This is a genomic window from Stenotrophomonas sp. TWI1151, from assembly GCF_039673135.1.
In the GTDB taxonomy this organism is placed as follows: Bacteria; Pseudomonadota; Gammaproteobacteria; order Xanthomonadales; family Xanthomonadaceae; genus Stenotrophomonas.
In genome coordinates this window covers 1-18,877 of the sequence record NZ_JBDJLA010000003.1, presented here as the reverse complement: position 1 = coordinate 18,877, position 18,877 = coordinate 1, and the positions used below count along the sequence as shown (strand labels likewise).

The window sequence follows — 18,877 nt, the reverse complement described above, 5'->3', positions numbered from 1 at the left end:
CGATGTCGGTCGGGAGGGCCGGATCAGCCGCGGTTGCCGCGGCGCGACGGCACCAGCGCGAAGGTATCCACGGCGAGCTTCTCGGCGTGGTTCAACCACGCCCGTACTTCCAGATCATCGACCTCGTGGTCCAGGCCGAAGCTCAGGTTGATGCGACCCTCGGCATCCGGCTGTACCCACTGCTGGGCGACCACCACCTTGCGCTGCGAGGAGACCGCTTCGATCCAGAAGCCGCGGTCGGGTGACTGCTTGGTCACCAGCTGCACCATGTACTGGCCGGCGCGGGTGCGGCGACCCTTCTGCGTGATCATGTGCGCCTGGCGGATGCTCGGGCGCGGGCCGTTGAACGGATCCAGCGGGCCATCCACCGCCACGCCCCCGCGCAGCTGGTCATCGCGGAACAGCTTGATGCCCTTGTCCTGGTTGACCAGCATCGCGCACCAGTCGCCATCGGCCGAGCCGTCCTCGAACGCGGTGCAGCGATCCACGTAGGCCAACGTATTGGACGGATCGGCAAGATCGAACTGCTTGGAAGTGTTCTCCAGGTAGACCGATTTCAGATCCCAATGCTTGTCGTACTCCAGCAGCACCGGCGGTTGCACATGCTGCAGGCCGATCACCACCTGGTTGTCGTCATCGATGCGCAGCTGGCGGGTCTTGTCGCCCAGCCACAGCGAGCGCGAGAACGCCAGGTAACGCGGGTAGTCCTTGCCGTTATCGCGGAACACCGCGGCGCTGGCACTGTCCGAACGTTCCGGGTGCAGCAGCGAGCGGCCGAAGCCAATCGAATCGATGGCCGGGTCGATCAGGCTCAGCAGGGTCGCGCCCGAATCCAGCGTCGAACCGGCCGGCGCGGTCAGCTGGCGCGGGGCGATGTCCTTGCCCAGGAACAGCAGCAGGTTCTCGCGGTCCTGCTTGGCGAGGATGTGGCTGAGATCATTCGGCATGGCCAGGTGATCGGAAGCGATCACGATCAGGGTGTCTTCGCCGTACGGGCTGGCCTGGATGCGGTCGACCAGCTTGGCGATCAGCCCGTCGGTGCACTTGAGCGCATTGAGCATGCCGATGTTGCCGTGCTCGCTCTGGTAGCGGGTGCCTTTGCAGGCCACCGGCAGGTGCCCGGCGGGGTGATGGGTGTCCATCGTCAGCGTGGTCAGCATGAACGGCTCGCCCTTGCGCGAGAGCTGCACGAAGCGGTCGTATGCCTTGTCCAGCAGCACATCGTCATGCACGCCCCACGGCGAGAAGTGCGCGCGGGTGATCTTCTGCTGCTTGAACCAGGCCAGGTCATCCACGGTATCGAAGCCATGCGTGGCCAGGAACTGGCCTTTGCCGGCGAACTGGCCGTTGGCCCCGCCCAGGTAGTGATTGGTGTAGCCCTGCTGCTTGAGGTAATCGCCCAGGCAGACCGCTTCGGGCAGGAAGCTGCCCATGCGCCCCATGCTGTTTTCGTCTTCCTTGGCGGTGGTCAGCGGCACACCACACATCGAGGAGACCAGGCCGGCGATGGTCCAGCCACCGCCTTCGGCCGAGACCAGCCCGCGCACGTCCAGCGACTGCGCGGCCAGACGGTTGATGTTGGGCATCAGGTCCGGGAACGTTTCTTCATTGAGATAGGTGCGCTCCAGGCTTTCGCCGTAGATCCACACGATGTTGCGCGGCTTGGTCAGCGGTTGCGTGGGCACGCGGTACTCGGCCTTGACCATGCTGTAGTCGACCGGGCGCATCTGCTGGTACAGACGCTGGCCATCGCTGTACAGCGGGCTCACCACGATGGCGACGAACCACATCGCCATGAAGCCGGCAAACACCGCCTTGCCATGCGCGGGGCGGTGCCGACGACGCAGGCGCGCCAGCAGCAAGGGGGTGAGCGAGACCAGGGCCAGCGCGATGAAGCCGGCGATGTAGTGCTTGAAGTCGGCGACACCGGCGCCTTCCATGTCCGCGCCGAGGTGGTACAGCGTGGCGGCATTGAGACCGTCACCGGACAACTTGTTGATCAACCACCACGCACTGAGGGTCAGCAGCAGCAATGACATGAGGCTTGCCTTCCACCACACCCACTTGTCAGATGCGAGGAACAGCCAGGCGAGCAGCAACAGTGACAGCAGCAGAATCCAGAGCATAAGCACTTTTGGCAGTGGAGACAGGTGGTGATGGACGCCATGACGACGTATGTCCCATCCGACCGGCTGTCCCAACCACACATGCATGACAAGCCGATGACTCGATCATGCCTGCACGAACCTGACTGAAATGTTTGTTGAAAACGACAATGAACATCCCGCTTCGCACTGCGATATGCGACGTAAAACGCGCGTGAAGAAGCGCGCGCGATGCTGCACTGCATCGCGCGTGTTCAGGGTCGGCTGAAGGCGTGACGTGCGTGCGAACGTGTCACCGGTGCCCGCGTTCTTCCTTGGAGCGTGCGCGACGATCAAAGATCAGCGCACTGAGGATGATGCCCAATCCGAGGACCACGCCGATCAACATCAAGGTGAATGCGATCGCCGGATAGCCGAACAGATGCCAGCCGGTATCGACCTTCATCATCATCGCCGCAGCGAGTATCAGTGCGGCGGTGACGATGCCGGCAGAGACGCGGTTGGCGATCTTCTGCAGGTTCTCCATCAGGCGGGATTCTTCCAGCCCGGTGACTTTCATCTGCAGGCGGTTCTCGGCGAGCAGCGCGAGGATGTCGGTCATCTTGCGCGGCCCATCGCGCAGCAGCTGCTGCATCTCCATCGCCTCGCTGGCGAGATTGGCGGCGGACAGGGATTTCTTCAGTCGCGCCCGCATCACGTGCTGCAGCTGTTTCTCCACGATGCGCCGGGTATCCAGGTCCGGCGACAGCAGCCGACACACGGTTTCCAGATTCAACAGCGCCTTGCCGAGCAGGCTCAGCTCCGGCGGGGTGCGCAGGCCGCTGGCGGTGGCGATGCGGACCAGATCAAGAACGACCCGGCCTTCGGAGAAGCTGCTGTTGGCGGCATAGCGCGCGATGATCTGCCCAGTCTCGCGCAGGTAACGTTCTTCATCGAAGAACTCCAGCCGCGTGCTGATGCCGATGATCTCATCGGCGACTTCTTCGCCGCGCCCATCCACTGCCGCGAACAGCAGTTTCAACAGGCGCTCGCGCAGGCGTGGCGGCATGTGCGCGACCATGCCCAGATCGAAGATCGCCAGGCGACCGGCCGGCGTGACGCGAAGATTGCCGGGATGCGGATCGGCGTGGATCTCGCCATGCACGAAGATCTGGTCCACATAGCCACGGATCAATGCCGCGGCGAGCGGCGCCATCGGCTGCTCGGTGCGCCGCACGTCGGGGATCATGTCCACGCGCACGCCCTGGGCCAGCTCCATGGTCAACACGCGGTGGCTGCAGTAATCCCAGATCGGCTGCGGCACCCACAGTGGTTTGAACGGCTTGAGGTGCTGGCCGAAGCGCTGCAGGTTCTCCGCTTCAGCCTGGTAGTCGAGCTCCTGCATCAGGGTCTTGGCGAATTCATTGAGCCAGTCGCGCAGGCGCACGCGGCGTCCGACCTGGGTGAGATGGTCGGCGGCCAGCGCAAAGCTGCGCAGCACGTCCAGATCCGAGCGCAGCTGGGCGGCGACCTCCGGCTTCTGCACCTTGACCGCGACCTGGCGGCCATCGTGAAGCTCGGCGCGGTGCACCTGGGCGATCGAGGCGCAGCCCAGCGGGACGGGGTCGAAGCTGGCAAACAGCTTGGACACCGACGCGCCCAGTTCCTTTTCGATGATCGCCGCGACGCGCTCGACCGGGATCGGCGCGACGTTCTCCTGCATGCGCTCCAGGGCCGTGGCGAATTCCACCGGCACCATGTCCGGCCGGGTGGAGAGCATCTGGCCCAGCTTGACGAAGGTCGGCCCCAGCGATTCCAGGTCGGTGACGAACTGTTCCGGGTTGCCCTCCGGTGGCACATCGTGGACCGCACCTGCGTCCAGGTTCATGCCGGAAAACACGCCGGAATTACGGTAGCGCAACAGCAGGCGCAGGATCTGGCTGCGGCGGTTCATGCCCTTGACCAGCGACGGCGAACCGGGAAGGACGGGCGTGGTATTCAAGCAGGACTCCGGGGCGACGATCACCGGCAGTGTGGCCGGGCGGCAGTGGTGGACTGGTGAATCCGCTCCGGCTACCGCGACAGGGGTCGGATCGGTCAGAATCGGCGCTCCCGCTTCCTCCTTTGGATCCACCATGGCCGGTGCCAGTCTGTTCGCGTTGCTCGATGACATTGCGTCCCTGCTGGACGATGTGTCGGTGCTGACCAAGGTCGCGGCCAAGAAAACCGCCGGCGTGCTCGGCGACGACCTCGCGCTGAACGCCCAGCAGGTGACCGGCGTCAGCGCCAACCGTGAGCTGCCGGTGGTGTGGGCAGTGGCCAAGGGCTCGCTGGTCAACAAGGCGATCCTGGTGCCGGCCGCGTTGGCGATCAGCGCCTGGCTGCCGTGGGCGATCACCCCCCTGATGATGATCGGTGGCGCCTTCCTCTGCTACGAGGGCGTGGAGAAGCTGGCGCACCGCTTCCTGCATTCGCGCGATGAGGATGAGCAGCGCAAGGCCGAGCGGGCCAAGGCCCTGGCCGACGAGAAGGTGGACATGGTCGCGTGGGAGAAGGACAAGGTGAAGGGCGCGATCCGCACCGACTTCATTCTGTCGGCGGAGATCATCGTGCTGTCGCTGGGCGTGGTCTCCAGCGCGCCGTTCCTCAACCAGGTCAGCGCGCTGGTGGTGATCGCGCTGGCGATGACGGTGTTTGTCTACGGCCTGGTCGCCGGCATCGTCAAACTCGACGATCTGGGCCTGTACCTGTCGCGCAAGGGCGCGGCGCTGGCTGCGGTGGGCCGGGGCCTGCTGGTGGCGGCGCCGTGGCTGATGAAGTTCCTCTCGGTGGCCGGTACCGCAGCGATGTTCCTGGTCGGGGGCGGCATCCTGGTGCACAGCATCGCGCCGCTGCATCACGCCATCCTGGCGATGGGCGGCGATGGCAGCTGGGGCTGGTTGATCAACGCGCTGGGCAACGTGATCGTCGGCGTGGTGATCGGCGCGGTGGTCCTGGCAGCGGTGACCGGGTTCCAGAAGTTGCGCGGGGCCAAGCCCGCGCACTGAGGGGCGACCCCATCAGGCCGGCTCCCAGCCGCGCAGGGCCTCCAGCTCGGCGCGGGCGCGGGCCAGCCGGCGGCCGGACAGCGCGTCGATCGCGCGCTGCAGCCACGGTGAGGCCGGTGCGCGCTGGGCCCAGCGGCGGGCAACGACCCACGCGGCCAGCATGGCCAGCGTCCCCGCGCCCAGCGAGGCCAGCAGCCACGGTGCGGCAAAGGCGCCCAGATCCACGCCCCACGCCTGCCAGGCCAACAGCACCGGCACGGCCAACCATAGCCAGCACCACGGCAGGCCGAGCAGCAGCTCGGTCAGTGCGGTATGGCGGCGCAGCGCCGCCAGCTGCTGCGATTGCGCCAGCACCGTCTGCGTCGGCTGCAACTGCCGGCGGCGATGCAGGCGGGTGATGCTGGCGATGATCACCGCGATGCAGTAGGCATGCAGCGCCAACGCACTGAGCATCACCGCCAGCGGAGGGTGCTGCCACCACTGGCTGCCGCAGTACACCGCCACGGCCAGCCAGACCACCAGCTGCAGCCCCTGCCACAGGCTGAACAGGCCCAGCTGGCGTTGGACACTGCGGTGCCGATGGCTGCGCCACGCCTCCAGCGCGAAGCCCTCCTGCGCATCGGTGGGCTTGCCGACGCTGTTCCACAGCTGCTTGAGTTCATCCGGTTGCATGGCGCGGGCCTCGGTCGGTGGGGTTCAGGCGCGTGCGCAGTTGCTGGCGCAGGCGGTGCAGGCGGGTGGAGACGTTGGCGACGCTGATGCCCAGTACCTCGGCGATCTGCCGGTGGTCGTGATCGTCCAGGTGCAGCAGCATCAGGGCACGGTCCAGTGGCGGCAGCGCATGGATGGCGACCTCCAGCTGGTGCAGGGCATGGCGTTGCTCGGGCGGTGCACGGTCGTCGGCGGCAGGCAGCGCGTCGTCCAGCGGCGTGTGGTGGCGCTGGCGATGCTGCTGGCGACGCCATTGCGAGATCGCCACGTTGAGCGCAAGCCGGTATAGCCAGGTGGAGAAGCGCGCCCGCGCCGGGTCGAAATCCTCGAATGCCGCCCACGCCTGCACGCTGATCTCCTGGACCAGATCGAGCCGATCCTCCGGGTGGCGGCAATAGCCGCGCGCCACCTTCAGCACGATGCCGCGGTGCTGTTCCAACAGCGTGGCGAAGCGCGGGCGCAGATCGATGTCGCTAGCGGGCAGTGTCATGTCCATACCCGGATGATTCGCGCCGGTGCGCGGAATATCACAGGCGCGGGCTCAGCGCGGTGGCTCGGCCGCCAGTACGCGGTTCTTGCCGACCCGCTTGGCCGCATACAGCGACGCATCGGCGCGCCGCAGCAGCGCCTCGGCCGGCTCGCCGGGCTGCCATTGCGCCAGCCCGGCGCTGAAATGCACCGGCACGCGCTGTTCGTCCAGCGGCAGCGGCCGCTGTGCCAACGAGCGCTGCAGCCGCAGCAGGGTGGACATGCTGTCCGCCGCAGGTGTTTCCGGCAGCAGCAGCACGAACTCATCGCCGCCGAGCCGGGCGATGGCATCGCTGCTGCGCAGGTGCAGCTGGCAGACGGTTACCAGGTGGCGAAGCACCGCATCGCCACCGGCATGGCCATGCAGGGTATTGGTCTGATGGAAATCGTCCAGATCCAGCAGGGCCAGCGCCAGCGGATGGCCGTGGCGGGCGGCACGCGCCAGTTCGCGCTCCAGCAGCTCGTCCAGACCGCGGCGGTTGAGCGCACCGGTCAGCGGATCGGTGCGGATCAACCCGGCGACCTCGCGCAGCTCCTGTTCCAGCTCGGCGATGCGCTGTTCGGCCTGTTCCACTTCACGGCGTGCATTGCCCAGGTGATCGCGCGCCTGCAGGGCCTGATCCTGCACGCGGCCGGTGTCCTGCAGCACGTCCTGCAGCAGCTGGTTGAGGTCGGCGATGCTGCGCGCTTCCTTCAGGGCCAGCGCGTAGCTGCTGATCCGGTCATGGTATTCGCCCGTGCTCACCGCCATGCCGTCCAGGCGCTCGATGAAGCCCCCCATGACGTTCTTCATCGCCGCCTTGGATTCGACGATGCCCTGCTTGAGCAGCCCCTGCTTGTAGATCACCTCGCGCAGGTTGGCGCGCGCCTGTTCGACCGAATCGCGATCCAGCGGGCCGCCGATCAGCGAACGCACCGCGTGGACCTGGCCATGCAGCCAGCTGCTGTCATCCAGCAGCTCGCTGATGTTGTCCAACAGCAGATCGAACAGACTCAGCAGCAGCTCCTGCTGTTCCTGCCAGCCATCGCTGCGCACGCCGATCTGGTGCGAGAGCTCGCGCAGCCGTTGTTCGATCGGCTGCAGCGGCTGGCCGGGATGCCAGTGGCGCAGTTCACCGGCCAGCTGCACCGGCTCCTCGCGCAGTTCCGGCATGTTCTGCAGCAGGCTGGCCACGGTCACCCCGACGGTATGCCGCAGCAGCTCGCGCAGGCGCAGGCTGTCGGGCTGGCCATCCGGGGATTCCTGCTCGATGGTGCGGATGTACTTGTCGATCAGCTGGCGCATCGCGCGGCCATAGCTGACCCAATCCGCGCTGCGCTGCGCCGACTGCAGGCGCAGGCCCATGTCGCCGAGCTCGCCGGGCAGGGTGGACATGCCATTGGCGAACGCAGCCAGCAGCGGCTCGGGCGCATCGATGCCGGCGAACAACCGTTGCAGCATCGCGCTGCTGCCCCCCTTGGGGCCGGGCGCCGGCTCGCTGGCGGCCTCCACCCCCGTGCCCACGCTCTGCCGCCGCGACAACAGCCGCCCGACGGCGGTGCCGGGGCTGGGGGTAGCGTCGTGCGGGTCCGTCATGCGGCAGATCCTTGCAGGGCACGGCCGGAGGCCGGAGCGGTGGAGAGGTGGGAACAGTATCGGCGCAGTGCGGCCGGCCTTGAACCGGTCATGCATGGCAGGATGGTAAGCACGGCGACGGCAGGAGAGTGCGATGAAGGTGATGCTGGTGGGGGCGACCGGGCTGGTCGGTGGTCATGTGCTGCGGCAACTGCTGGACGACCCGCGCTGCGATGCGGTGGTCGCTCCGACCCGCCGCCCGCTGGACACCACCGATGCGGCGCTGCTCAATCCGGTGGTGGACTTCGCGCAGCTGCCGGCCGAGGCCGACTGGTGGGCGGTGGATGCCGTGATCTGCGCGCTCGGTACCACGATCAAACTGGCCGGGAGCAAGGAAGCGTTCGCGCGGGTCGACCATGATTTTCCGCTGGCCGTGGCACAGCAGGCACGCGCCCGCGGCGCGCATGCCTTCGCGTTGAACTCGGCGATGGGCGCCGATGCGGGCTCGCGGATCTTCTACAACCAGGTCAAAGGCCGGCTGGAGCAGGACCTGCGGGGATTGGGCTACCCCTCCCTGACCCTGGTCCGCCCCGGGCTGATCGGGGGCGAGCGTGCCGAGCGGCGCACCGGCGAGCATCTGGCCAGCGTGGTGCTGGGTGTGCTCGGTCCGGTCCTGCCGCGCGCCTGGCGGATCAATCCGGCCGAGACCATCGCCGCCGCGCTGGTCGAGGCGGTGTTGGTGCCGACGCCTGGCGTCAGGATCGTGGGCTCGGCCGATCTGGTGGCGCGCTGAGCCGCGGACGGCCGGATGCGCGGCCCCCCGGCCACTGCGCTACCCTTTCTGCCCCTCAAGCGGTCCCTGCCATGTCCGTCGACAAGAACCAACGCGATCTCGAAGCTGGTATCCACACCGATCTGGAGGGGCGGCTGACCTACGGCGGCTACCTGCGCCTGGATCAGCTGCTGTCGGCCCAACAGCCGCTGTCCAACCCGCCGCACCATGACGAAATGCTGTTCATCATCCAGCACCAGACCTCGGAGCTGTGGCTGAAGCTGCTGGCGCACGAACTGCGCGCGGCGATCGGGTTCCTGCAGCGCGACGAGGTCTGGCAGTGCCGCAAGGTGCTGGCGCGCAGCAAGCAGGTGCTGCGCCAGCTCACCGAGCAGTGGTCGGTGCTGGAGACGCTGACCCCCTCCGAATACATGGGCTTCCGCGATGTGCTGGGCCCGTCCTCGGGCTTCCAGTCGCTGCAGTACCGCTACATCGAGTTCCTGCTGGGCAACAAGAACGCGCAGATGTTGCAGGTGTTCTCGCACGACCCGGGCGGCCAGGCCCAGCTGCAGGAAGTGCTTGATGCCCCCAGCCTGTACGAGGAGTTCCTGCGCTACCTGGCCCGCTTCGGCCATCCGGTCCCGGCCGGCTATCAGGGGCGCGATTGGCAGCAGCCGCACGTGGCCGACGATGCGCTGCACCCGGTGTTCGAGCGGATCTACCAGAACACCGACCGCTTCTGGCGCGAATACGCGCTGTGCGAGGACCTGGTTGATCTGGAGACCGCCTTCCAGCTGTGGCGCTTCCGCCACATGCGCACCGTGATGCGGGTGATCGGCTTCAAGCGCGGCACCGGCGGCTCCAGCGGGGTCGGCTTCCTGCGCCAGGCGCTGGAACTGACCTTCTTCCCGGAGCTGTTCCAGGTGCGCACCACGATCCGCAACGACGACCCGATGCCGCCGGACGCCTGATCCGGCATCGACCGCAATAAGCCTATTCATATTTACCTGCCCCATCCGCCGTACGGTGCGGCAGGCCCCGCCGTTGCTGCGCTGCCGGGTTTTGCCCGGAAGTTGCAGATGCAAGTTCAGCGACCATGCTGCCAGCGGTCCACATCAGCGTGTATTTGACGTGAACGTGGTTGGTCTGGGATTCTCCCGCGCTGCTTTCGCACATCGGACGTGCATGTCTTCCACCGAACCCAGGAATCCCGCATGAGCGTAGACGCCGCCGCGAAATCCGTTCCCGATCCGGCGCTGCCGGAGTTCAAGACCACGCTGGGCCATCCGCGCCCGTTGTGGATGCTGTTCATGACCGAATTCTGGGAACGCTTTGCGTTCTACGGCATCCGTTGGGCCCTGGTGCTGTACATCGTCGCGCAGTTCTTCGACGGTGATTCGGCCGGCCAGGCTGCCGCCAGCCGGACCTACGGTGCCTATCTGGCGCTGGTGTACGCCGCCGCCATCTTCGGTGGCTACGTCGCCGATCGGGTGCTGGGCTACCAGCGTTCCATCCTGACCGGCGCGGTGATCATGGCCGCCGGCCTGTTCATGGTCGCCATGCCCAACAAGGAAATCTTCGAACTGGGCCTGGCCACGATCATCATCGGCAACGGCCTGTTCAAGCCCAACATCTCCACCATGGTCGGCAAGCTGTACGGCCTGAAGGATGAGCGCCGCGATTCGGGCTTCACCATCTTCTACATGGGCATCAACATCGGCGCGATGATCGCCCCGGTGCTGACCCAGTACCTGGCCGAGCGCGTGTTCGGCACCCAGGCGATGCCGTCCTACAAGATGGTCTTCATCGCCTCGGGCATCGGCATGCTGATCAGCCTGGCCTGGTTCTACGTTGGCCGTGCCGGCCTCAAGGGCATCGGCGCCCCGCCGGCCGGTGCAGAGGGCTATGGCCGCATCGTGATGGTGTTCATCGGTGCGATCGTGGCGATCCCGATCGCGTTCTTCCTGCTCTCCACCGGTGCCACCGCGCTGGCCTGGATCCTGGGCGCGATGTTCATCGCGCTGGCGATCCTGCTGCTGGTCGAAGGCATCCGCGAAGGCAAGGTCCAGCGCGACCGCGTGATCGCGATGCTGATCATCTTCACCTTCAACGTGATGTTCTGGATGTTCTTCGAACAGGCCGGCAGCTCGTTCACCTTCCTGGCCGACAACATCGTCAACCGCAACCTGGGCGGCTGGGAATTCCCGACCGCCTGGTTCCAGTCGGTCAACTCGGTGGCGATCATCACGCTGGCCCCGATCATTGCCTGGATCTGGATCAAGCTGGGCCGCGCCAACCCGTCGATCCCGCGCAAGTTCGGCCTGGGCCTGCTGTTCAACGGTGCGGCCTTCGCGCTGCTGATGGTGGCCCTGTCGAGCATGGTCGTGGACGGCAAGATTCCGTTCTGGACGCTGTTCATGGTCTACGTGATCCAGTCCGTCGGTGAGCTGTGCCTGTCGCCGATCGGCCTGTCGATGGTGACCAAGCTGGCCCCGGTGCGCCTGGTCGGCTTCGGCATGGGCGGCTGGTTCCTGTCCACCGGCATCGGCAACAACATGTCGGGCATCTTCGCCGGCGTGGTCAGCGGCGAAGGCGGCATGACCGTGGAATCGGCGCTGAAGGGCTACACGTTCGGCTTCTGGGCGTTGATCATCTCCGGCGTGGTCCTGTTCCTGGTCGCACCGCTGATCAACAAGCTGATGCACGGCGTCAAGTGAGGAAGGCGATGCGCATGAAAGCCGTGGCAATGTCGATGATCGTGACCGGCCTGCTGGCCGCCTGTTCGCCGTCGTCGGCGCCTACCGCGGCGCCTGCGCAGCCGCTGGATACCTCCGAGCAGAAGGCCCCGGTCGCCGATCCCGGCGAACCGGTGGCCTCGGGCAACACCCCGGCCGCGGCGGACATCGCCGCGATCGCGGCGCTCAATGCCCAGTTCGATCCGGCCCGCGATCCGGTCGCCGATCTGGCCACGGCCAAGGTCGAGGCCCAGCGCGGCGGCAAGCGGATCATCGTGGATGTGGGCGGCGAGTGGTGCCCGTGGTGCCATCTGATGGACGGTTTCATCGAAGGGGATGCGGAGATCCGCCGCTTCCGCGATGCGAACTACGTCTGGATGAAGGTCAACTACAGCGAAGAGAACGAGAACGCGGCGTTCCTGTCGCAGTTCCCGGCAGTGAAGGGCTACCCGCACCTGTTCGTGCTCGATGCCGACGGCACCCTGCTGCATTCGCAGTTCACCGGTGAGCTGGAAGCGGACAAGGGGCAGAAGAAGGGCTACGACCGTGGCCGCTTCTTCGCCTTCATGAAGCAATGGGCGCCACCCAAGGCGTCGTGATCGAAAAAGCCGCGGATTCCGCGGCTTTTTTTTGCGCTCAATTTCCGCGCCACCCGGCCGCTACCCCCAAGGACCTCATGCCGCGCTGTTCGTGGCGGACAACCGACGGAATCGACGCATGCAGCCGGGCACCAGCGACAGCACCACCGATGTTTCCCTTGATGCGCCGGCCGGCGTGAGCCTGCCGCCGGTCGACGTGCTGCTGGATGACCACACCGCGCCGGATGCGCTCGATGGCGACGGCCAGGCCCCGGCGCCCGGCGCGATCCGCTACCGCCTGCCGATGGTCTCCGTGCCCGACAACGTACTGCTCAAGGCGGCCGTGCAGAAACTGGTGGAGCAGAAGGCGCAGCTGGACACGCTGGCACGCCAGGGCAGCCTGCCCGGCCTGATCCCGGCCGAGTGGCAGGGCAGCGGCCTGCGCGGCGTGGACCTGCAGGGCTTCGTGCTGAGCGTGGTGCCGTTCCTGCAGAACGCCAGCAAGGACGAAACCGCCCCGGCGCGCCTGCCGCTCAAGCATGTGCTGGGCGACGCCGGGCGCTGGGACCAGCACGACGTCGCCGAACCCAAATCGCTGGCGTTCTTCCTGGCCAGCGATGACCGCGCCACCGCCGGCACGAAGGATCCGGCCGAGGTGTATCTGGTCGGCGCGCTCGGCCTGGCCTGGGCGCACGAGGGCCGTACCCGCCCGGGCTTCCTGCGTGAGATGGGCTACGACAGCATGGCCGCGCGCGTGCACCTGCTGCCGTATCCGGCGGCGGCGCAGCTGGCGCTGTACAGCGTGACCGCGCATGGCGTGACGCAGATCTGGTGTGTGCTGGACCGTCGCAAGGTGCGTCCGTTGCTGGCGCCCTGGATCAGCCTGCCGCTGCTGACTGCCTACGGAGTCAACGCCCCGCAGACCTGGCCGACCAGCTTCCCGGCGGTTGAAGAGGTGGCCGCGATGCTGGCTGCCGCGCGTGGCGGCAAGGGGCCGGTCGAAGCGGACCTGGGCAAGGTGGCCGCGAAGGTTGCCCAGGACGCCTCCGGCGAAACCTGGATGCCGGTCAGTCTGCTCCAGGTCGGCACGTGGTCACCGCGCTGGCGCTACTTCATGGCGACCTTCATCGGCCTGCCATCGCTGCTGCTGGTGGTCGCCGCGCTGGCCCTGCCGGGTGCGATCGAAGCGGCCGCCGTGGCCGCCTCGCTGGGATTTGCCGGCGGTGCCATCGGCGCGCTGGCCGCACCGTGGGTACATGCGCGGCGCAAGCACCTGAGCTGAGCGGCAACGACCAACGGTCGTTGCCTACTCGTCCATCCGCTGCAGGCCTTCCCCGGCCAGGCGCAGGATCAGCGTCTCCAGCATCTGTTCTTCGTCCTCGCTGAGCACGGACATCAGCTTGCGGGTGATGTCGATCACCAGCGGCGCGATGGTCTCGTACACCTCGAATCCGGCGGCCGACAGCGCCAGCACCGAGCGGCGGCGGTCATCGCCATGGGTTTCACGCTTGATGAAGCCCCGTTCGAGCAGTCTGGCCACGGCGCGGCTGACCGCGACCTTGTCCATCGCGGTGCGATCGGACACCTCGCTGGCCGACGAGCCCGGGTACAGCGCCAGGACCGTGATCACCCGCCACTCGGGGATCGCCAGGCCATAACGGTCCCCGTACAGCTTGGCGATGTTGCCGCTGACGCGGTTGGACAGAACGCTCAGCCGGTAGGGCAGGAACTGCTCCAGATCGAGCAGGGCGTGCGATGCGCGGATGCTGTGACTGCTGGGATCGGGCGGGCTCATGCTGCGGTGCACCTTGATGGTGGTTTCATGTGAAACTATAACCTACGTTCCGGACTCCGCATTCTCGCGGGTCTGCCTTCCTACCGCACCTGGTTTTTTCCGATGCGGATTGCTTTGGAGCCACAGCATGACCAGCCAAACGAGCACCGCGTCCTTCGCACCCGATCCGGGCATGCAGGTCACCACCTTCGAAAACCCGATGGGCATCGATGGTTTCGAGTTCGTCGAGTTCGCCGCCCCGGCCGGCCGTGGCGCGGAACTGCACGACTATTTCCGCAAGATGGGCTTCACCGCGGTGCTGCGCCACAAGCAGCGTGCGATCACGGTCTATCGCCAGGGCGACGTGAACTTCCTGGTCAATGAAGAGCCGGACTCGTTCGCCTCGGACTTCGCCGAGAAGCACGGTCCGTGCGCCTGCGGTTTCGCCATCCGCTTCAAGAAGCCGGGCGATGAGGTCTACCAGATGGCCCTGGGCAACGGTGCCGAACCGATCGACTTCAAGCCTGACACCCGCGCCGTCGCCGCCCCGATCATCAAGGGCATCGGCGACTGCATGCTGTACCTGGTGGACCGTTACGGCGCCAACGGCAGCATGTTCGATACCGATTACGCGCCGATCGACGGCGTGGACCCGCGCCCGAAGGGCTTCGGGCTGACCTTCATCGATCACCTGACCCACAATCTGTATTTCGGCAACATGCAGCAGTGGTCGGATTACTACGAGCGCCTGTTCAACTTCCGCGAGATCCGCTACTTCGACATCAAGGGCCTCAAGACCGGCCTGGTGTCCAAGGCGATGACCGCCCCGGACGGCATCGTGCGCATCCCGCTCAACGAATCCTCCGATCCGAAGAGCCAGATCAACGAATACCTCGACGCCTACAAGGGCGAGGGCATCCAGCACATCGCCTGCTTCACCGAGAACATCTACGACACCGTGGAAGCGATGCGCGCCCAGGGCGTGGAGTTCCTGGACACGCCGGACACGTATTTCGATGTGATCGACATGCGCGTGCCCAACCACGGTGAAGACGTGGCCCGACTGGCGAAGAACAAGATCCTGATCGATGCCGACCCGGAGACCAAACAGCGCAAACTGCTGCAGATCTTCACCACCAACTGCATCGGCCCGATCTTCTTCGAGATCATCCAGCGCAAGGGCAACGAAGGCTTCGGCGAAGGCAACTTCACCGCGCTGTTCGAAAGCATCGAGCGCGACCAGATGAAGCGCGGCGTGCTGTAAGGCACTCGGCCGCCACCCGCGTTACGCTTCAACGGTGGCATCCGCGCCCGCGCGGGTGCCACCGGCTGTATTCCCTTGCCATCCACGCCTCCGGCGGAGCAGGACCATGAACAACCCGATGTCATCGCGCGGCTACCAGAGCGGTTTCGGCAATGAGTTCGCCACCGAGGCGGTGCCGGGTGCACTGCCGGTGGGGCAGAACTCCCCGCAGCGTGTCGCGCATGGTCTGTATGCCGAACAGCTGTCCGGCACCGCGTTCACCGCGCCGCGCGGCAGCAACCGCCGCAGCTGGGTGTACCGCATCCGCCCCGCGGTGACCCACGGCGAATTCACCCCCTTTATCCAGCCGCACCTGCACGGCGACGTCGCGCAGGGCCCGGTCTCGCCCAACCAGTTGCGCTGGGATCCGTTGCCGCTGCCCAGCACGCCCACCGATTTCATCGAGGGGCTGTACACCATGGGCGGCAACGGCTCGCCCGACGCCCACGCTGGCGTGGGCATCCACCTGTACGCCGCCAACCGCGACATGCAGGGCCGCTATTTCTACAACGCTGATGGCGAGCTGCTGATCGTCCCGCAGCTGGGCCGCCTGCGCCTGCTCACCGAAATGGGCGTGATCGAGATCGAGCCGCAGCAGATCGCGGTGATCCCGCGCGGTGTGCGCTTCCGTGTCGAACTGCCTGACGGCGACGCACGTGGCTACGTCTGCGAGAACTTCGGCGCGCTGCTGAAGCTGCCCGACCTGGGCCCGATCGGGTCCAATGGCCTGGCCAATCCGCGCGACTTCGAAACGCCCCATGCAGCGTTCGAGAATATCGACGGCGCGTTCGAACTGATTGCCAAATTCGAGGGCCAGCTGTGGCGTGCGGATATCGATCATTCGCCGCTGGACGTGGTCGCCTGGCACGGCAACTACGCGCCTTACCGCTACGATCTGCGCCGCTTCAACACGATCGGCTCGATCAGCCACGATCATCCCGATCCGTCGATCTTCCTCGTGCTGCATTCGCCCAGCGACACGCCGGGGACCAGCAACATGGACTTCGCGATCTTCCCGCCGCGCTGGCTGGTCGCGCAGAACACGTTCCGCCCGCCATGGTTCCACCGCAACATCGCCAGCGAATTCATGGGCCTGATCCACGGCGCCTACGATGCGAAGGCCGAAGGTTTCGTGCCCGGCGGTGCCTCGCTGCACAACTGCATGAGCGGCCACGGCCCGGATGCGGCGACCTTCGAGAAGGCCTCCGCCGCCGACCTGAGCAGGCCGGACGTGATCAAGGACACCATGGCCTTCATGTTCGAAACCCGCGGCGTGATCCGCCCCACCGCCCAGGCGATGGACGCGACGCACCGCCAGCGCGGGTACCAGCAGTGCTGGCAGGGGTTGAAGGCGAATTTCTCGGGCTGACGCGGGCTCAAACCAGCGCGATCTGGAACCGCTCGGCATGTTCCTTCGGCAGCACTTCCAGCAACCGCTGCCGTACCCGCTCGGCATACCCGACGGAGGTCAGGCCCGGCAGCGCGTCCAATGCGGCCTGCAGCCCGCCCATGACCGTCTCGTCGCTGCGTGACTGCTGCAGGGTGTGGAACAGCGCTGCCGCCTGCGGATGACGCTGCAGTTCCAGGATGTCCAGCAGATAGATGCGGGCGGCGACCAGCGAGCGGCGGCGTTCGGTCACCGGCGCCGCTGTCTGCATCACGCCCGGCGCGGGGGCGGCGGGCGCGACAATGGCGGCCTCCGCGACCGCACTGGACACCAGATACCCGCTCTGGATCAGCTGGATCACCATCGCCGGGGTTTCCGGGCCCACCAGCTGGCCGAGCTGGACCAGGTCGCGCTGGCCGTCGCACAGGATCAACAGCCGGCGCTGGCGCATGTCCAAGGGCGCGCGGTGGGCCTGCAAAGCGGTGCGGGCGAGGTCGGTCTTCTGCGGTTGCATGGGGGCGGGGTCGATGCGGTGCAGGCCGAGCCTGAACGCGGCAGGTGAAACGCGGATGACAGCGACACTGTGCATGCCGCCCACACGGCGCTCGCGCTAGGCTGCGCCCATTCACCGGGAGGATGCAGGCATGAGACAGCTGGGAAGCGTGATGGCAGTGGGGATGGTGCTGGCCTTGGCCGCGTGCGAGCGCACGCCGGAGACGCCGTCGGCCGATGCCGAGGCGGCCGTGCCTGCACCGGCGGCGGACACCGCGCCGGCAGCGCCTGCCACGGCGGCCCCGGGCACGGTGACGCAGGGTCCGGCACGCCTGGATGGCTACGGCCCGTTGGCGCTGGGCAGCACCTTGGACGAGGTCCGGGCGGCCTGGAAGACACCCCTGCAGGGCGACGTCGCTGACGACTACTGCCATGCGCTGCGGCCGGAAGGCGCGCAGGCCGAGGACGTGATCTTCATGATCGAAGGCAAGCGTCTGGTCCGGTACGACGTGCGCAACGACCGCATCGTCGCCCCCGGTGGCGGCAAGGTCGGCATGTCGCTCGGCCAGCTGCAGACGCTGTACCCGGATCGCGGCGACCTGACCCCACACAAGTACGACGAGCACGGCCACAACCTGCGCGTGCGCCCGGCGACCGAGGGCGGCGCGCTGGTCAACTTCGAGATCAACGGCGATGGCAATGTGACCGCATGGCGGGTCGGCAAGACCCCGCAGGTCGATTACGTGGAAGGCTGCTCCTGAGCCATCGGCACCGCGCCGGCCACAGGGCCGGGGCGGGCCTTCACTGTTTGGCGTGGGCTGGCCCTAGAATCGGCCCACATCTGTCACCGGGGAGCACCAGATGATTGCTGCCACTGTTTGGTTCGTGCTGGGCCTGGTGCTGTTGGCACTGGGCGGCGACGCCATCGTCCGGGCCGCCTCGGGTCTGGCCCAGCGCTTCGGCGCGTCGCCGTTCGTGGCCGGGCTGCTGCTGGTGGCCTTCGGCACCTCGCTGCCGGAGCTGGTGGTCAACGCCCGTGCCTTCGTGGTCGGCGCGGAAGAACTCGCGCTCGGCAACGCGGTGGGCAGCAACATCGTCAACGTCGGCCTGACCCTGGGCCTGGCGGCGCTTGCTGCGCCGCTGCTGGTCCGTGCGCGCCTGCTGTCACCGTTGCTGGTCTGCCTGGCCGCCGCCAGTGCGCTGCTGATCCTGTTCGGCCTGGATGGCGTGATCGCACGCTGGGAAGGGGCCGTGCTGCTGCTCGCCTTTGTCGGCCTGCTGGTGTTCCTGCTGCGCCGCGCGCGGCTGGAAGTCGAGCCGGTGCGTGAGGGCATCGCCGGCTACGCCATGACCCGCACGGGACTGTTCCTCAACCTCCTGCGGCTGCTGTTCGCGGCGGTGTGCCTGTATTTCGGCGCGCGCTGGATCGTGCAGGCCGCGCCGGTGTTTGGCGCCGGGCTGGGCTGGTCACCGTTGCTGGTCGGCCTGCTGCCGGTGGCGATCGGCACCGCGTTGCCCGAAGTGGCGGCGGCCATTGCCGCCGCCCGGCGTGGCCAGGGCGACATGGTGCTGGGCCATGTGATCGGCTCGAGCCTGTTCAACCTGCTGGTGGTGGTCGGCGGCATGGCCGCATTGCGTCCGCTGGCGCTGCCCGAATCGTTCGTGAAACTGGAGCTGCCGGCGGCGATCGCCTTCGTGCTGGTGCTCTACCCGATGCTGCGCGGTGATCTGACGATCAGCCGGCGTGAGGGCGCGGTGCTGGTGGTGGCCTTCGTCGGCTGGATCGCGCTGGAGCTGGCGCTGGTCTGGGGCGGCTGACCGTCGAAATGCGTAGAGCCGACCGTTGGTCGGCGGGCGGGTGGCCACAAGAAAGGACACGACCCACCAGGCGCGCTAAAGGGTGTGACCGGG

General features: G+C 66.9%; 16 protein-coding genes and 1 pseudogene. 10 read left to right on the top strand and 7 right to left on the bottom strand.

Annotated features, from left to right (window positions below; translation table 11 throughout):
• Positions 1-23: 23 nt before the first annotated feature.
• Both ABE422_RS05950 and ABE422_RS05945 read right to left on the bottom strand, forming a co-directional pair.
• On the bottom strand, positions 24-2,126 hold the full coding sequence (locus ABE422_RS05950; protein WP_313211042.1) for a phosphoglycerol transferase I: 2,103 nt from the start codon (positions 2,124-2,126) through the stop codon (positions 24-26).
• 271 nt (positions 2,127-2,397) lie between these two features.
• A pseudogene (locus tag ABE422_RS05945) lies at positions 2,398-4,053 on the bottom strand (AarF/UbiB family protein); the annotation flags it as partial.
• A gap of 166 nt (positions 4,054-4,219) precedes the next feature.
• Between ABE422_RS05945 and ABE422_RS05940 the strand changes: the two are divergent.
• On the top strand, positions 4,220-5,131 hold the full coding sequence (locus ABE422_RS05940) for a DUF808 domain-containing protein (protein ID WP_121040668.1): 912 nt from the start codon (positions 4,220-4,222) through the stop codon (positions 5,129-5,131).
• 12 nt (positions 5,132-5,143) lie between these two features.
• Here ABE422_RS05940 and ABE422_RS05935 read toward each other — a convergent pair whose 3' ends face one another.
• From ABE422_RS05935 to ABE422_RS05925, 3 genes are read right to left on the bottom strand one after another with little or no spacing between them, the layout of a single operon-like run.
• Positions 5,144-5,803 (bottom strand): hypothetical protein, encoded by a 660-nt coding sequence (locus ABE422_RS05935; RefSeq protein ID WP_346464461.1) that lies wholly within the window; start codon positions 5,801-5,803, stop codon positions 5,144-5,146.
• On the bottom strand, positions 5,790-6,338 hold the full coding sequence (locus ABE422_RS05930; protein WP_346482650.1) for a sigma-70 family RNA polymerase sigma factor: 549 nt from the start codon (positions 6,336-6,338) through the stop codon (positions 5,790-5,792). The genes ABE422_RS05935 and ABE422_RS05930 overlap by 14 nt, the downstream gene beginning before the upstream one ends.
• Before the next feature lie 45 nt (positions 6,339-6,383).
• Complete coding sequence (locus ABE422_RS05925) at positions 6,384-7,946, bottom strand: diguanylate cyclase (RefSeq protein ID WP_346482649.1); 1,563 nt, start codon at positions 7,944-7,946, stop codon at positions 6,384-6,386.
• Positions 7,947-8,079: 133 nt separating this feature from the next.
• Here ABE422_RS05925 and ABE422_RS05920 point away from each other — a divergent pair, with 133 nt between their 5' ends.
• The 5 genes from ABE422_RS05920 (at position 8,080) to ABE422_RS05900 (ending at position 13,292) form a co-directional block, all read left to right on the top strand.
• Entirely contained in the window at positions 8,080-8,718 is a 639-nt protein-coding gene (locus ABE422_RS05920; protein WP_346482648.1) for an NAD-dependent dehydratase, read from the top strand.
• 71 nt (positions 8,719-8,789) lie between these two features.
• Entirely contained in the window at positions 8,790-9,668 is an 879-nt protein-coding gene (locus tag ABE422_RS05915) for a tryptophan 2,3-dioxygenase family protein (RefSeq protein ID WP_346464455.1), read from the top strand.
• Between the two features lie 243 nt (positions 9,669-9,911).
• The gene (locus ABE422_RS05910) at positions 9,912-11,414 is read left to right on the top strand and encodes a peptide MFS transporter (protein ID WP_121040656.1); all 1,503 of its coding nucleotides are present in this window, start codon (positions 9,912-9,914) and stop codon (positions 11,412-11,414) included.
• A gap of 8 nt (positions 11,415-11,422) precedes the next feature.
• Positions 11,423-12,031: a thioredoxin family protein gene (locus ABE422_RS05905; RefSeq protein ID WP_346482647.1), complete on the top strand. Its 609-nt coding sequence runs from the start codon at positions 11,423-11,425 to the stop codon at positions 12,029-12,031.
• A 118-nt stretch (positions 12,032-12,149) separates the two neighbouring features.
• Positions 12,150-13,292 (top strand): hypothetical protein, encoded by a 1,143-nt coding sequence (locus ABE422_RS05900; RefSeq protein WP_313211048.1) that lies wholly within the window; start codon positions 12,150-12,152, stop codon positions 13,290-13,292.
• 24 nt (positions 13,293-13,316) lie between these two features.
• Here the strand turns inward: ABE422_RS05900 and ABE422_RS05895 are convergent, their stop codons facing one another.
• A complete protein-coding gene (locus ABE422_RS05895) occupies positions 13,317-13,805 on the bottom strand; it encodes a MarR family winged helix-turn-helix transcriptional regulator (RefSeq protein WP_088433561.1) in 489 nt (162 codons plus the stop codon).
• Positions 13,806-13,932: 127 nt separating this feature from the next.
• Between ABE422_RS05895 and hppD the strand changes: the two genes are divergently transcribed.
• Both hppD and hmgA read left to right on the top strand, forming a co-directional pair.
• The gene (gene hppD, locus ABE422_RS05890) at positions 13,933-15,048 is read left to right on the top strand and encodes a 4-hydroxyphenylpyruvate dioxygenase (RefSeq protein WP_313211049.1); all 1,116 of its coding nucleotides are present in this window, start codon (positions 13,933-13,935) and stop codon (positions 15,046-15,048) included.
• 106 nt (positions 15,049-15,154) lie between these two features.
• Complete coding sequence (gene hmgA / locus ABE422_RS05885) at positions 15,155-16,456, top strand: homogentisate 1,2-dioxygenase (protein WP_346482646.1); 1,302 nt, start codon at positions 15,155-15,157, stop codon at positions 16,454-16,456.
• Between the two features lie 7 nt (positions 16,457-16,463).
• Here hmgA and ABE422_RS05880 read toward each other — a convergent pair whose 3' ends face one another.
• Positions 16,464-16,988, bottom strand: coding sequence for a hypothetical protein (locus tag ABE422_RS05880; RefSeq protein WP_346464447.1), 525 nt, complete (start codon positions 16,986-16,988; stop codon positions 16,464-16,466).
• Between the two features lie 130 nt (positions 16,989-17,118).
• Here ABE422_RS05880 and ABE422_RS05875 point away from each other — a divergent pair, with 130 nt between their 5' ends.
• A complete protein-coding gene (locus tag ABE422_RS05875) occupies positions 17,119-17,727 on the top strand; it encodes a hypothetical protein (protein ID WP_346465892.1) in 609 nt (202 codons plus the stop codon).
• Between the two features lie 100 nt (positions 17,728-17,827).
• Positions 17,828-18,784: a sodium:calcium antiporter gene (locus ABE422_RS05870; RefSeq protein WP_346464443.1), complete on the top strand. Its 957-nt coding sequence runs from the start codon at positions 17,828-17,830 to the stop codon at positions 18,782-18,784.
• The last annotated feature ends 93 nt before the right edge of the window (positions 18,785-18,877 follow it).

Excerpts from the sequence above, each read along its gene's own strand:
- ABE422_RS05950 (WP_313211042.1), bottom strand. The coding sequence starts at position 2,126 with ATGCTCTGGATTCTGCTGCTGTCACTGTTGCTGCTCGCCTGGCTGTTC.
- ABE422_RS05940 (WP_121040668.1), top strand. The coding sequence starts at position 4,220 with ATGGCCGGTGCCAGTCTGTTCGCGTTGCTCGATGACATTGCGTCCCTG.
- ABE422_RS05935 (WP_346464461.1), bottom strand. The coding sequence starts at position 5,803 with ATGCAACCGGATGAACTCAAGCAGCTGTGGAACAGCGTCGGCAAGCCC.
- ABE422_RS05930 (WP_346482650.1), bottom strand. The coding sequence starts at position 6,338 with ATGGACATGACACTGCCCGCTAGCGACATCGATCTGCGCCCGCGCTTC.
- ABE422_RS05925 (WP_346482649.1), bottom strand. The coding sequence starts at position 7,946 with ATGACGGACCCGCACGACGCTACCCCCAGCCCCGGCACCGCCGTCGGG.
- ABE422_RS05920 (WP_346482648.1), top strand. The coding sequence starts at position 8,080 with ATGAAGGTGATGCTGGTGGGGGCGACCGGGCTGGTCGGTGGTCATGTG.
- ABE422_RS05915 (WP_346464455.1), top strand. The coding sequence starts at position 8,790 with ATGTCCGTCGACAAGAACCAACGCGATCTCGAAGCTGGTATCCACACC.
- ABE422_RS05910 (WP_121040656.1), top strand. The coding sequence starts at position 9,912 with ATGAGCGTAGACGCCGCCGCGAAATCCGTTCCCGATCCGGCGCTGCCG.
- ABE422_RS05905 (WP_346482647.1), top strand. The coding sequence starts at position 11,423 with ATGCGCATGAAAGCCGTGGCAATGTCGATGATCGTGACCGGCCTGCTG.
- ABE422_RS05900 (WP_313211048.1), top strand. The coding sequence starts at position 12,150 with ATGCAGCCGGGCACCAGCGACAGCACCACCGATGTTTCCCTTGATGCG.
- ABE422_RS05895 (WP_088433561.1), bottom strand. The coding sequence starts at position 13,805 with ATGAGCCCGCCCGATCCCAGCAGTCACAGCATCCGCGCATCGCACGCC.
- hppD (WP_313211049.1), top strand. The coding sequence starts at position 13,933 with ATGACCAGCCAAACGAGCACCGCGTCCTTCGCACCCGATCCGGGCATG.
- hmgA (WP_346482646.1), top strand. The coding sequence starts at position 15,155 with ATGAACAACCCGATGTCATCGCGCGGCTACCAGAGCGGTTTCGGCAAT.
- ABE422_RS05880 (WP_346464447.1), bottom strand. The coding sequence starts at position 16,988 with ATGCAACCGCAGAAGACCGACCTCGCCCGCACCGCTTTGCAGGCCCAC.
- ABE422_RS05875 (WP_346465892.1), top strand. The coding sequence starts at position 17,119 with ATGAGACAGCTGGGAAGCGTGATGGCAGTGGGGATGGTGCTGGCCTTG.
- ABE422_RS05870 (WP_346464443.1), top strand. The coding sequence starts at position 17,828 with ATGATTGCTGCCACTGTTTGGTTCGTGCTGGGCCTGGTGCTGTTGGCA.